Annotated in this window: 8 protein-coding genes, 1 tRNA gene and 3 pseudogenes; 11 read left to right on the top strand and 1 reads right to left on the bottom strand. The window is 38.4% G+C overall.

What is annotated here, in order from left to right; genetic code table 11:
* From B4U84_RS31100 to B4U84_RS03815, 10 genes and pseudogenes are all read left to right on the top strand, one after another.
* A pseudogene (locus tag B4U84_RS31100) lies at positions 1-191 on the top strand (hypothetical protein); the annotation flags it as partial.
* A 370-nt stretch (positions 192-561) separates the two neighbouring features.
* Positions 562-2409 (top strand): annotated as a pseudogene (locus B4U84_RS03860) (protein kinase domain-containing protein).
* A gap of 66 nt (positions 2410-2475) precedes the next feature.
* A pseudogene (locus B4U84_RS03855) lies at positions 2476-2715 on the top strand (hypothetical protein); the annotation flags it as partial.
* Positions 2716-2837: 122 nt separating this feature from the next.
* On the top strand, positions 2838-3335 hold the full coding sequence (locus B4U84_RS03850; protein ID WP_017309692.1) for a pentapeptide repeat-containing protein: 498 nt from the start codon (positions 2838-2840) through the stop codon (positions 3333-3335).
* 534 nt (positions 3336-3869) lie between these two features.
* On the top strand, positions 3870-5534 hold the full coding sequence (locus B4U84_RS03845) for a serine/threonine protein kinase (RefSeq protein ID WP_017309693.1): 1665 nt from the start codon (positions 3870-3872) through the stop codon (positions 5532-5534).
* Between the two features lie 438 nt (positions 5535-5972).
* Positions 5973-7832 (top strand): NAD(P)H-quinone oxidoreductase subunit F, encoded by a 1860-nt coding sequence (locus B4U84_RS03840; protein WP_131115648.1) that lies wholly within the window; start codon positions 5973-5975, stop codon positions 7830-7832.
* 41 nt (positions 7833-7873) lie between these two features.
* Positions 7874-8569: a carbonic anhydrase gene (locus tag B4U84_RS03835; protein WP_131115646.1), complete on the top strand. Its 696-nt coding sequence runs from the start codon at positions 7874-7876 to the stop codon at positions 8567-8569.
* A gap of 282 nt (positions 8570-8851) precedes the next feature.
* A complete protein-coding gene (locus tag B4U84_RS03830) occupies positions 8852-10351 on the top strand; it encodes an NADH-quinone oxidoreductase subunit M (RefSeq protein ID WP_131115644.1) in 1500 nt (499 codons plus the stop codon).
* Positions 10352-10358: 7 nt separating this feature from the next.
* The gene (locus B4U84_RS03825; protein WP_131115643.1) at positions 10359-11681 is read left to right on the top strand and encodes a CO2 hydration protein CupA; all 1323 of its coding nucleotides are present in this window, start codon (positions 10359-10361) and stop codon (positions 11679-11681) included.
* 240 nt (positions 11682-11921) lie between these two features.
* On the top strand, positions 11922-12323 hold the full coding sequence (locus tag B4U84_RS03815; RefSeq protein WP_131115639.1) for a DUF4112 domain-containing protein: 402 nt from the start codon (positions 11922-11924) through the stop codon (positions 12321-12323).
* 216 nt (positions 12324-12539) lie between these two features.
* Here B4U84_RS03815 and B4U84_RS03810 read toward each other — a convergent pair whose 3' ends face one another.
* Positions 12540-13211, bottom strand: a complete 672-nt coding sequence (locus tag B4U84_RS03810; RefSeq protein WP_131115637.1) for a cadmium resistance transporter — start codon at positions 13209-13211, stop codon at positions 12540-12542.
* Positions 13212-13436: 225 nt separating this feature from the next.
* Here B4U84_RS03810 and B4U84_RS03805 point away from each other — a divergent pair.
* A tRNA-Ser gene (locus B4U84_RS03805) sits at positions 13437-13521 on the top strand.
* Positions 13522-13577: the final 56 nt, after the last annotated feature.

The following is a 13577-nucleotide window of genomic DNA, read 5'->3' as shown; positions in this document are numbered from 1 at the left end:
CACTGGTGTTGGGCATTGGGCATTGGGCATTGGGCATTGGGCATGGGGCATGGGGTATTGGGCATGGGGCATGGGGCATGGGGCAATTTTTCTCGATGACTGATAATTCTGAGCAGGGTAAGCGTCCACTGGAATGGCTTTCATACTTAATATTTATTTTAGAAATCGTATGTCATAGAGAATTTGTATAACAAAAAAGAGATATATAGATATTTGTTAATGCGGTATAAATATTTTATGTGTAAAAAATAAAACTATATATTTTCTATTTATCTCAAATCACTCTAAATCTCTGATTTTGTTTATTATTAGCACAATAATGCTCAGAAAATGGGGATTTATCAAGACTGAAATTACAGATTTAATCAAGTAAAAATACTTAAAAATAAGCTTTACAGCAATGTATATTAGTAACAATAGCTTCAAATCTAACCATTAAGAACATAAAATAATATTTTTAAAGATCCTCTCAAAATAAGTTTCTTAAAAAGACTTTTTTTGTAAAAATTAATAGAGTTATCGTCCAATAATGGGCATGTAAATTCCGTTTAGGTGAAGTAGATGCTCTTCGGCAAAGTTCTCCGGAATCGCTACAGAATCATTAATAAGCTGGGAAGCGGCGGATTTGGTGATACCTTTCTGGCCGAAGACATGGATTTACCTGGTAATCCCCAATGCGTTGTTAAGCATCTCAAAACTCGCAACCCTAATCCAGAAATCTTGCAGATTGCTAAAAGACTATTCAACCAAGAAGCAGAGATTCTGTATCGACTAGGTAAGCGTCATGACCAAATTCCGGAACTTTTAGCTCATTTTGAAGAAAATGAGGAATTTTATTTGGTACAGGAATTTGTAGATGGACATGACCTAACTAAAGAGATTATTTCTGGTAAACAGCTCAGTGAAGCTCAAGTACTAAAACTCCTACAAGAAATACTAGAAGTTTTGGTGGTTGTCCATGAACATGGCGTCATCCACCGAGATATAAAATTGCAAAATATCATGCGTCGTCAAGACGGAAAAATCGTCTTGATTGATTTTGGTTCCGTCAAAGAAATTAAAAGTTTAGCAACCAATACTGAAGGTGAGGTAAACTCAACCATTGTCATCGGTACACCAGGCTACATTCCAAACGAACAAGCCAATGGTAAACCAAGACTGTGTAGCGATATCTATGCAGTGGGAATGCTAGGAATTCAAGCTTTAACAGGTGTACAACCACGTAAGCTAGCTACTGATCCTTTGGATGGAGAAGTGGTTTGGCGTAATTTGGTCAATATTAGCAATGAGTTGGCAAATGTTTTAAACAAAATGGTGCGTTGTAACTTCAAAGAGCGGTATCAAACAGCAGCAGAAGTTTTACAAGCACTCCAAGCACCATTGCCACCACCATCAACAATACAGCAAATACCGCCAGCTAAAGTCAAAACTTCATCTAGTTCATCGTCTTCTAAACCGCAGACTCAAGGAATTAAAACTTTGGGGTTATTTAGTCTGATTGGGGTTGGGTTTAGTTTAGTGATTATTGGTGAACGTTTTTTACCATTTTCTTTGCAGGAAAATCAACCAACCAAAACCACCAATCCAGCAGTCGAAACAATCAAAAACAAACCACAAGCTTCACCATCAACACCAGCGAATAAACGCAGCAAAAATTTCTTTACCACTTCACCGACCATTTCACCATCAATGTTCACACCGCAGCGTGAATTGAATTCGCCTGCAAGTACACCAACCTCATCTCCATCCCCAAGCAAAAACAACACAAAATCATCTCCACCTGTTGTTAAGGAAGAAATTAAACTTTTCACACCACCTCCAACAGAAAGCGAATCACAACCATTTCCCACTCCAGCTAAGGAGGAAATTCAACCATTTACTCCTCCACCTCCAACCGAAAGTGAGTCCCAAACACCTCCCCCACCAACCCAGGAGGAAGAGGAAATTCAACCATCTACACCTCCAACACCTGAAACTGAATCACAGCCATCTCCAACTATAAACCAGGAGGAAATTCAACCATCTACACCTCCAACACCTGAAACTGAATCACAGTCATCTCCATCTCCAATCCAGAGTAATCCCCAACCGACTACACCCAGCACCGAAGAGTCAAACCAACAAATGATGATTGTACCTGCTACACCCCTAACTGAAGAGCCAAATCAGCAGATGACAATTGTACCTACAATACCTGAAACTGAAGAACCAAATCAGCAAAAAACGATTGTACCTGCTACACCCAGCACCGAAGAKKMARAGYCAAATCAGCAAAWRACRATTGTACCTRCTACACCYSWAAMTGAAGAGCCAAATCAGCAAAWRACRATTGTACCTGCTACACCCCTAAATGAAGAGCCAAATCAGGAAAACATAATTGTACCTATTACACCTGTAGCAGGGGGGTAATACCATTTTGGATTTTAGATTTTAGATTTTGGATTACCCTGCGCTTCAAGGTAGAGTAGTGGCTTGGTGAAAGTAGGCGATCGCATTGAAGTCTGCAATGCTCTGTGGGAATGGGTACAAGATGATGGTCCCTGTCCACGGGAATGGTTTCCCTGCATTGTCATTTAAGTTGATGAAACTCAAAATGGCAATGGATCTTGTATTAATTGCATTGTTCGCTTTCATAACGGTGCTGAGTATGAAATTCAGGGTATTTACGAGTGGAATCGGTATAATTGGCGCCGGGTAATGGGTGGCGATCGCTAATGGAGAGGGCTTCACCTACGCTACTAGTGAGAGACTGGATTTTGGTAGGTTCAGAAATTATCTTCAACCCATTATGTTTAATAATGAATGGTAGAAATGTTGAGATTTATTAAGTTAACATTATGAAGTCTTGGCGAGTATTAGCTCCCTTCATCTTAGCTATGGTGCTGCTGTTGTTTCCCCTATCCGCAGAAGCAGCAAAATTTTCTAGCAGCCGTTTTGCAGGCTATAAACCAATGAGTAACACCGATTTTTCTGGTCAAACCTTAATTGGCGAGGAGTTTGCCAAGGTAAAGTTGGATCAGGCAAATTTTAGCAATGCTGATTTACGAGGTGTTGTTTTTAATAGTGCATACTTAGAAAAAGCAAATTTGCATGGTGCTGATTTTACCAATGGCATTGCTTATTTAGTTGATTTTCGCAATGCTGATTTAAGTGATGCAATTTTTACAGACACAATGTTGCTCTATTCCACTTTTGATAATGTTGACATCACAGGTACTGATTTCACTAATGCAGTTTTAGATGGTTCTGAGTTGAAAAAACTTTGTGCTAAAGCAAGTGGTGTAAATTCTAAAACGGGTGTGTCTACCAAAGAGTCTTTAGAGTGTAAGTCATAGTTGTTGGTTGGTGGTTATTGATTGTTGGTTGTTGGAACAATCAACACCAACAATTAACCCATTGATCATTAATTCAATGTAAATTCGATAAATATGATCACCCGCAAGTAAACTGTGCGGCTCATAAACTAAGCCTACTAAAACTAGACTGAATGAATAACTCCCTAACCCACTTAAAGTGGGTTTTTGCTATTAATCCCAAATTTATTTGAGGGGCGATTTTAGGCTACTAATTAAATCCATCGAACTCACGTTAATTCAGTGTATCCACTTATTTTATTGCAAGAATTAGTTAACTGCTGTTGAGTTTCAGTGAAATTTCTCATAGTTGTCATGTCATAAATATGTTAAACCAGTCTTACTAGTATTTACATATTTTTGCGATATGATTTTTTGTCTAACTTTTACATTATTTATTTTGAGTTTCATATTAAAAAAGTAATTTTCAATAACTATAATTTTTGGGTTTATACAAATCTAGTAGTTGAATACATTATTTTTAAATTTATTAATACCTAAAAAAGCACTTACTTTATGTTGCAAAATAAACTGAATAATAATCTCATCAAAAAAATAGAATTAGATAATTACATTGGCAAGCTACTCAACAATCGTTATCTCATCAGAGATTTAATTGGGAAAGGTGGGATGGGTAGAGTCTACCTAGCAGAAGACATTGCAAAAGGTGGTATATCAGTTGCAGTTAAGATATTGTCAATGAATTTGGCTAATCAACAATTGTCTCAAGGCTTCGCCAAAGAAATTTTCATTGGTGCTCAACTAGGACGAAAAAGTAAACACATCATTCGAGTATTTAGTTATGGTGTGACTGAAGATAAAATTCCCTATTATGTTATGGAGTATCTCCAAGGTAAAAATCTCAAACAAATTCTCAAAAATGAATCTTTCAAAATCTCAAAATTTTTAGAAATTTGTTATCAAATTTGTTTAGGTTTACAATGCGCTCATCAAGGTGTAAGCATTAAAGGAGAGATTTGTCCAGTCATTCACCGAGATATTAAACCAGAAAATATATTTATCATCCAAAATAATAAAGATGAGGTTGTAAAAATTTTAGATTTCGGGATTGCTAAATTTTTGACTGATCGTTCCGGTATGACATTGACTGAGCCTTTTATTGGCAGTTTAGCTTATTGTTCTCCAGAACATATGGAAGGACACAAACTCTTAGATGTGCGTTCTGATATCTACAGCTTGGGAGTGTTGATGTTTGAAATGTTAACAGGAAAACATCCATTCCAGATAAAAAGTAATTCTTTCAGTGAATGGTATCAAGCTCATCGCTTTGAAATACCGCCTCTGCTTGAAGAGTTTGTACCTCAGATGAATATACCCAAGGAACTCAAAAAATTAGTCATGAGTTGCTTGGCCAAAGAAGTAAGCAATCGCCCCGCAAATATTAAACAAATCTTATTAAGTCTAGAACAGTTACAGCATAAATCTAATAATCTTGTTGTTGAAAACAAGAAAAATATTCCAACTCCGGAATTAGTACAGCTAGTACCTGTAACTTCATTATCAGAAAAAATTTGCTTACAGAAGACTTGGCCGAAAAATCAACCAATAGCTCCAATTTGTTTTCCACATTTACTACTCACACAACATGGAAATGTACCTACTTTTTGGGCAATGTTATCTCAAAAAGAAATCAATAAAATTTTAGATAAAAATAATTATACAGAATTTGTTTTTCAAAAAAATTTATACCCAGTGGTGTTATGGGTCACAGTTTTATCTGATGATCAAGTTCAATTGACAAGATGGTTATCTTATTTTTTAGATTTAAAAGATCCTCAAGGACAAAAAATCGTTCAAACTTTGGCGAATACTGGCTACTATCATCTACTTTTTTTTGCATTGGAAGATCCCAAAGTCTGCGTTAACGTTATCACTTTAACTCTGACCGCAAGCCAGTGTCAGCAACTCAGAGAGTGGTTAGAGCATAGCCAAAATTCCAATACTTTGATTTCGCTTAGAGGAAGCAAAGCTATTTTGAAAACAGAATATGAAAAGATTAAACCACAAATTCTGCATAAGCTACTAAAAAAGCTCAAGCAAGAACAATCTATTGTTAAATATTGGCTATTTAAGTTATTTGGTAAATATTTCAATCTCTTTATAAAGAAACGCAGAGGACACAGAGCAGTCCCAATGAAAAAATTTCACCACCAAGAATGAAAATCTATTCCCTAATCCCTACTCCCCCGCCCTTGAAGGTGGGGAGTATCAAACCTATAAGTTAAAATTAATAGTTACCATAGTATCTTTATTTTATTTTATTTTATGGTTGACATTTGTTACATTATCTGAAACAGACCTGGTAAAAGTATGTAAAGAAAAACAGAGGAGAAACTTTGATTTGATGTAATATTTCGTATCATAGATTTAAATCAATAATAACTATTTAAAAAAAGATATATAAGAATTTTTTACAGTAACTATCGTTGAATTGTCTAGGTAAATAATTCCATTTTGAGAGCTATTAAGGATAATCTATTTTTAACAAGATTAAACAAATATAAATTTGTTTAAATTCCCATAGCGACGTTGCCTGGAAGTAACGGTTGTGTTTTGACAACCGCTATTTTGTTTTGCTGTAAATTTAGAGGTGAGTTAATGACTCAATTCCTGCTTGAGACGGTTTGGTTGATACCCTTATATGCCTTAACAGGTGGGCTTTTGGCTGTGCCTTGGTCGCCGGGAATAATCAGGCGTACAGGGCCAAGACCAGCAGGTTATGTCAATTTGATCATGACATTTTTAGCCTTTATTCACGCTACTTTGGCATTCCCTGGAACTTGGAACCAACCAGCTTATCAAGTATTTATACCTTGGTTGAATACTGCGGGTTTAAACCTGTCCATTGATTTAGAAATATCTTCGATCAGTATTGGCGCAATGATCGTAGTTTGTGGCTTAAATTTGCTAGCACAGATTTATGCCATTGGCTACATGGAAATGGACTGGGGTTGGGGACGTTTTTATTCTTTATTGGGATTATTTGAAGCGGGACTATGCGCTCTTGCTTTGTGCAACAACTTATTCTTTAGCTATGTAATTCTGGAAGTCCTGACTCTAGGAACCTACTTACTAGTTGGGTTGTGGTTTAGCCAACCTTTAGTAGTCACTGGTGCGAGAGATGCGTTCTTAACCAAGCGGGTTGGCGACTTATTCCTATTGATGGGAGTACTAGCAATTTGGCCTCTAACAGGAACTTGGAATTATACAGAATTAGCCGAGTGGTCAGCTAATGCTAAGGTTGATCCAACACTAATTACACTAGTAGGTTTAGCACTCATTGCTGGGCCAATGGGTAAGTGCGCTCAATTTCCCTTGCATTTGTGGTTAGATGAGGCAATGGAAGGCCCTGTCCCCAGTACAATTTTGCGTAACTCGGTAGTAGTTGCTAGTGGTGCTTGGGTGCTAATTAAACTACAACCTGTTTTTAGTTTATCGCCGATAGTTTCTATGGCGATGATTGGTATCGGTGCAATCACAGCAATCGGTGCTTCCTTAATTGCGATCGCTCAAATTGATATTAAACGCTGTTTGTCTTATTCTGTCAGTGCCTACTTGGGTTTGGTATTTATCGCCGTAGGTACACAGCAAGACGAAGCCGCACTGTTGCTAGTACTTACCCACGCTTTGAGTGCAGCATTGCTGGTGATGAGTACAGGTGCTGTGATCTGGAACAGTATTACCCAAAATGTCACTCAGTTGGGTGGACTATGGTCACGTCGCCCAATATCTGGATTAGCCTATGTAGTCGGTATTTTGGGGCTAATTGGTTTTCCTCCCTTGGGTAGCTTTTGGGCTTTGTTGAAATTAGCAGATGGACTGTGGACAACAAAACCTTGGCTGATTGGAATTGTCATAGCAGTTAATGCTTTGACAGCTTTTAGTTTAACCAGAGAATTTTGTCTGATTTTTGGTAGTAAACCCAAGCAAATGAGTGAGCGATCGCCCGAAGTTAGCTGGCAAATGGCGCTACCGATGATTATTTTAATGGCCTTTACCTTACATCTTCCTTTAATATTGCAAAGTTTATCACTTTTACCGAGTTGGGCTGATCTAAATAAAGATGTTGCACTACTTTTAATTTGGTCAAGTATTTTTGGTTGCAGTATTAGCGGTGCAATTTATTTGGGCAATGTACCAAAACCAATTCGCCTACCTTGGAAAGGTTTACAAGATTTAATCGCCTACGATTTTTACACTCCCAAACTCTATCGGATGAGCATTGTTTTGAGTGTTGACCTCATTTCTAAACTCGCCGATATTGTTGATCGTTTTGTAGTTGATGGTATTGTTAACCTAGTTGGTTTAGCTTCTATTGGTGGTGGCGAAAGTCTCAAATATAGCACCTCTGGACAAACCCAATTTTATGCCTTCACTGTCCTTTTAGGAGTCGGGGTTTTAGGAATATTCGTCACCTGGCCCTATTGGGGAAATCAGTTTTTAGATATGATGTTTTAGTCTCGCTTTGTTTTGTTAATTTTGGTGTTGGAGCATCTTAAATGAGCGGCATTTTTTCCAGAAGAAATTTACTGAAGTTAGGCGCAGGAACAGTAGGTACAGGAGTATTAACAGCTGGAGTTGCTTCGGAATTATTTTCTCCAAGAAAAGCAATTGCTAACAATGATATATCTCCTGACAAGGCATTACAAGAACTCATAGAAGGTAATGAAAGATTTGTCAAAAGAAAACAAAAAAGCCGCAATAATTATACACGTCTAGTAGAAGTTGCTAAAGGTCAAAAACCGTTTGCTTCGATTCTTGGTTGTGCAGATTCTCGTGTTCCTTCAGAAATTATTTTTGATCAAGGATTTGGAGATTTATTTGTCTGTCGTGTAGCTGGCAATATTGCCACATCAGAAGAAACTGGCAGTCTTGAATTTGGCAGCTTAGTATTAGGTTCCAAAGTAATTATGGTCGTGGGTCATGAAAGATGTGGTGCGGTAGATGCCACAATCAAAGGCGCTCAAGTTCCTGGTCAAATTGGTAGTTTACTGGCGGCGATTAAACCTGGTATAGAACAGTCAAAAAATCAGCCTGGAGACAAGTTAGAAAATGCTTGTAAAGCTAACATTTTGGCTCAAGTAGAAAATTTGAAAAAATCTACCGTTCTCGCTCAATTAATTAAAGAAAATAAGCTGAAAATTGTTGGTGGGTACTATGATTTAGATACTGGTAAAGTCACCATGGTAAGTTAGCAATTTTAATAGTGATCTGACAATCTAAAATTGAGAAGTTTGTAGTGAGCGCTGTCTTAGCTCAAAAACGACTAAAGTCCTCACTACGATCTCTTGATTAACCCCAAACAAAAGAAGCTTTTATCTGATCAAAATCAGGACTTACGCAAAAATTTCCCAAATCCTTAATTTATGGAACCGCCAAGAGGCCAAGAACGCCAAGAATTCGTAGAGTTTGCGTAAGTCCTAAAAATTATTGATTGGCAACCAAAGTTTGAAAACATATCTTTACTATCCCAAATTATGCTCAGTGTTTTAATTTGGCTCCCGATTTTTGCGGCTGCTATCATCGCCTTATTACCTGGAAGTTTTTCTCCTAATCGTGTGCGTTTAGGAGCATTATTTGCTTCTGGAATAGTACTGTTGTGGAATCTTTTCCTTTTACTCAAATTTGATATCAACAATCCAGGGATGCAGTTACAAGAGTATCTTCCTTGGATTGAAACTCTTGGTTTAAGCTATCAGATTGGAGTAGATGGACTTTCTATCTTACTTCTGGTTTTAAATAGCTTGCTCACTTGGATTGCAATTTACAGTAGTAGTCAACAAACAGAACGTCCTCGACTTTTTTACTCTCTAGTTTTGTTGGTGAGTGGTGGAGTAGCAGGTGCTTTTTTAGCAGAGAATTTACTGCTATTCTTCTTATTCTACGAATTAGAATTAATACCCTTTTATCTACTAATTAGCATTTGGGGTGGGCAAAGAAGGGCATATGCTGGTATCAAGTTTCTGATTTACACAGCTGTTTCCGGCGCATTAATTCTGGCTTCCTTCTTGGGTATTGTTTGGCTGACTGGTTCTACTAGTTTTAACTACGATGCCATTTCTACTCAGACACTATCGGCAGCAATGCAAATTGTTCTCTTAGCCGGAATTATACTCGGTTTTGGGATAAAAATTCCCTTGATTCCTTTGCATACTTGGCTACCAGATGCTTATGTAGAAGCTTCCGCACCGATCGCCATTCTGCTTGGTGGAGTGTTGGCAAAATTAGGAACCTACGGAATATTGCGGTTTGGGATGGCGTTGTTTCCCGATGCTTGGAGTACCATCGCACCCACTTTGGCAATTTGGGGCGCCGTTAGTGCGATGTATGGAGCAGTAACCGCGATCGCTCAAAAAGACATCAAGCGCATGGTAGCATACAGTTCCATCGGTCACATGGGTTACATTCTCCTCGCGGCGGCTGCTAGTACGCCCCTCGCCCTGGTTGGTGGTGTTGCCCAAATGGTTAGCCATGGTATTATTCTCGCCATTCTCTTCCACTTAGTCGGAGTTGTAGAAGCTAAGGTGGGAACCCGCGAGTTAGATCAACTCAATGGCTTAATGAGTCCCGTACGCGGTTTACCTCTGATCAGCGCCTTACTAGTTTTAGGCGGTATGGCTAGCGCGGGTATTCCTGGAATGACAGGATTCATTGCAGAATTTATCGTTTTCCAAGGCAGTTTCTCTGTCTTCCCCATCTCTACCCTACTATGTGTAGTTGCCACAGGTTTAACAGCTGTTTACTTTGTCATCCTCCTCAACCGTACCTGTTTTGGTAAACTCGACAATAACCTCGCCTACTACCCACGAGTCCAATGGCACGAAAAAATGCCAGCCCTAATTCTGTCAGCCTTGATCTTATTTTTAGGACTACAACCAACTTGGTTAGTACGTTGGACTGAACCAACCACAACAGCAATGGTTGCAACGATTCCGCCCATCGAAAAAGCCACTACGCCACAAATAGCTCTGAAATAAACTTGATATGGTAAAAACTCCAGAAAAACCAGCGACTAAATTACCGCCTTCTACTCATGAATTTGCCGAAATCATTCATCGTTTAGAAGCTGGCGGTTCAATGTTACCAGATACCCCAGAAAACCTCATGCAAATTATCGGCATTTATAAAGCTTATGCAGTGCCGATGGATTTCTACTGGCGTGATCTACTTTATATTGCTGAACAGGTATTTTTAGATCCTTTTCCCTTTTTTAAATACTTTATTTCTCAGGAGTATTTAGAGCGCCATAATCATTATGCTGGTGATGATGCTGACTTGCGAATTTGGCGGGGTGAAGCAACAGCCCATCCCGAACTTTTGGCATTTATGGAAAAGGGTGAAACCTTAAAAATGCCAAAATTACTTCATCATTTGTTTCATGATCGCGTAAATATGGAATTTGCCGAAGCTTGTATGCGCGCAATGCTTTGGCACCGGAAAATGTATGCGCCAGTAAATCAATTTGATGCTTATCTGGATAGTGAAGAATATAAAGTCAATGCCGATCGCGCAATTAAGGCATACTTCCAAGGTAATCCCTTAATGCTAGGACTTTATAAACTGTTTCCAGATATGTTTTTGGAACAGTGCCGCCAGATGTCTTATTATGCAAACCTGGGCTTGTTCTGGGAAGTCATGGCACCAGTATTCTTTGAAATGTCCGACATCTACGACGAAGGCGGATTTAAAGGTGTCCCCGATGCGATGAATTTTTTGGTCAATGGAATTTTTGCGATCGCCGGACGTCCCATTTATCATCATGTTTATATCAGGGGTGAATGTTACGAAATTATCCCCAAATCTAAGGGTTTTACCTGGCTTTATGAGGCAGCATTACCCTATGTAGAAGCTGTTTTCTATCGTACCGCTCCCTTTAGAGGTACAAAATCTTACAATGCTCAAGCCAGACAAGTCCCTGAAAAGCAAGAAGATTTCCACTACGGTATTTTATACGCCGATGTATTTCCTGTAGGAACTGCTGGCATTCCACCCACACTTTTAATGCAAGATATGTTGCATTTCTTGCCCCAATATCTTCTGGATTATTACAAAAATTATTGTCGGGGTGAAGATGATATGTTGATTCAGTTGGGAATTACTTTCCAAAGATCAATGTACAATGTTACCTCTGCTGTCATTCAAGCATTACGAACTGCACTTTTATATCCATTAGATGATCCTAATCCCAAACATTTACAAGCAAATCGGGAATTTTTTGAAGCACAATTAAATCGTTTTTGTCGCCCTGAATATAACATGCGTGATGCTGCCCGTCTACGCCAAATTCAGCGACAGGATTATAGATAGTTTGGTTAAAACAGACAAGGAGGACAAGGAAGTGTGGGGAGTGTGGGAAGTGTGGGGAGACAAGGAAGCAGGGAGCTCTTAGCAGGGAGCAGGGAGACAAAGGAGAATAACCAATGCCCGATGCCCGATGCCCAATGCTCAATCCCCGATGCCCTATTCCCTGTTCTCTCTTTCTTACGATACAAGACGATTAGAATCAAACTGGTGCAATCTAAGAGTAGTGTAAATCTTTAGTCAATTATGGACGCTGCGAAACGCCTTGCTACTCTCAATCGCATCCGTAAACTTAGCCAACTGATGGATACATCTATACGTATTCCTTTGATTGGTTTTCGCATTGGATTAGACCCCATTATTGGTCTAGTTCCTGGTGCTGGCGATTTAATCAGTACAGGATTTTCGGCTTATATTATATATTTAGCTACTCGCTTTGGTATACCACGCCAAGATCTAAGCAAAATGATTTTTAATGTTGGTTTAGAAGCAGTTGTTGGTACAGTGCCTTTAGTGGGTGATTTGTTTGATGCTTTCTATAAGTCTAATATTCGTAATTTGGCAATTTTAGAGCAACATTTAATGGTAGTTGAACCAGAACTAGAAGAACTAGAAGAATTAGAAGAATTGGTTTCAATTAATTCTTAATATCAGGTTCGCTTGATTACTTACAGCAGATTTCATCTTAATGAGGCAGGACTTACGCAAAACATAACGCGCATTTGCGGTAATTCATGAATTACCGCTACGCAAGAATAAGGTTTTCGCTCACATCTTGCGTAAGTCCTGTGAGGTACAGAAGAACCCCACCCGCGCTACGCGCACCCTCCACGCACGCAGGGAGGGTTGGGGAGGTGTAAAATTCTATGCAGCTTTACGAAGAATTGGTATTAATAAGCTAAACGTACCTCTTTCATACATGATATAAAAACCTAAACCAATTAATACAAAAGGCACAATAGTAGCACCATAGCGATTTAAAACAGAGGCTATGGTTACTTGCCGAGCTAATAGATAAGCTACAACACACCAAACGCCAACCATAATAAAAAATACTGCCAGAGTAATTAGTAAACTATTAAAGTTAATGCCGGCAAACAATGGAATATAGATACCAATATTGTCACCACCGTTAGCAAATGTAATTGCAGCAACTTTATAGGTTTGAGGATTGATAAAACTAGAAATAAAAGATAACAGAGGGTTATTAGTTTCAGATGAAGTGAAATCACTTGTCACTGTTTGAATCTCTATTCTTTCTGTTTCTTGACTGAATAATTGTTTAATTCCAATTGCAATCGGTAGTATTCCCAATATACCTATCCAGGCTCGTGGTACTACTAAACCACCAAAGAATCCTGGTAAACTAGCAAGAATAATAAGAGTAAAACCAAGATATTGACCCAAAAAAATATGCCGACGGCGAAAAGAATTATTTATTTGGGAAAAAAATAGCAATAAGATGAAGATATCGTCAATATTAGTAGCTGCAAAAGCAATGATGCTCTCAGTCAAAGTGGTAATAATCTTATTCATTCTAAATAATAATTGATCATAATTTACTCAATAAGTAAGTCATACCAATTTCCTTTAAAAGTGAAACATATTTTTTTGTACCAGACGTGCCATGACACGTCTCTACATTTTTTGATAGCCGTGGGAGTGTCAATAAGTGATTTATATTGAAACTATAATGAGATGATGCTATCATCGCAGAGGCATAGCTATAGTTTAGCTATCAATTAAGTATAAGTCTCTTTTGGAGAGGTGGCAGAGCGGTTGAATGCGGCGCACTCGAAATGCGTTTTAGGGCAACCTAACGGGGGTTCGAATCCCCCCCTCTCCGTTAAGCAAAAATTTAATGTATTCCCCACACCTAAACGCCTAATCAATACCTACATT

This window comes from Westiellopsis prolifica IICB1 (assembly GCF_004323185.1).
Classification (GTDB): domain Bacteria; phylum Cyanobacteriota; class Cyanobacteriia; order Cyanobacteriales; family Nostocaceae; genus Pelatocladus; species Pelatocladus prolificus_A.
The sequence above is the reverse complement of the archived record's forward strand: the minus strand, read 5'-3'. Positions and strand labels throughout refer to the sequence as shown.

Coding starts and splice junctions, on each gene's coding strand:
- B4U84_RS03850 (WP_017309692.1), top strand. CDS start 2,838: ATGAAGTCTTGGCGAGTATTAGCTCCCTTCATCTTAGCTATGGTGCTG.
- B4U84_RS03845 (WP_017309693.1), top strand. CDS start 3,870: ATGTTGCAAAATAAACTGAATAATAATCTCATCAAAAAAATAGAATTA.
- B4U84_RS03840 (WP_131115648.1), top strand. CDS start 5,973: ATGACTCAATTCCTGCTTGAGACGGTTTGGTTGATACCCTTATATGCC.
- B4U84_RS03835 (WP_131115646.1), top strand. CDS start 7,874: ATGAGCGGCATTTTTTCCAGAAGAAATTTACTGAAGTTAGGCGCAGGA.
- B4U84_RS03830 (WP_131115644.1), top strand. CDS start 8,852: ATGCTCAGTGTTTTAATTTGGCTCCCGATTTTTGCGGCTGCTATCATC.
- B4U84_RS03825 (WP_131115643.1), top strand. CDS start 10,359: ATGGTAAAAACTCCAGAAAAACCAGCGACTAAATTACCGCCTTCTACT.
- B4U84_RS03815 (WP_131115639.1), top strand. CDS start 11,922: ATGGACGCTGCGAAACGCCTTGCTACTCTCAATCGCATCCGTAAACTT.
- B4U84_RS03810 (WP_131115637.1), bottom strand. CDS start 13,211: ATGAATAAGATTATTACCACTTTGACTGAGAGCATCATTGCTTTTGCA.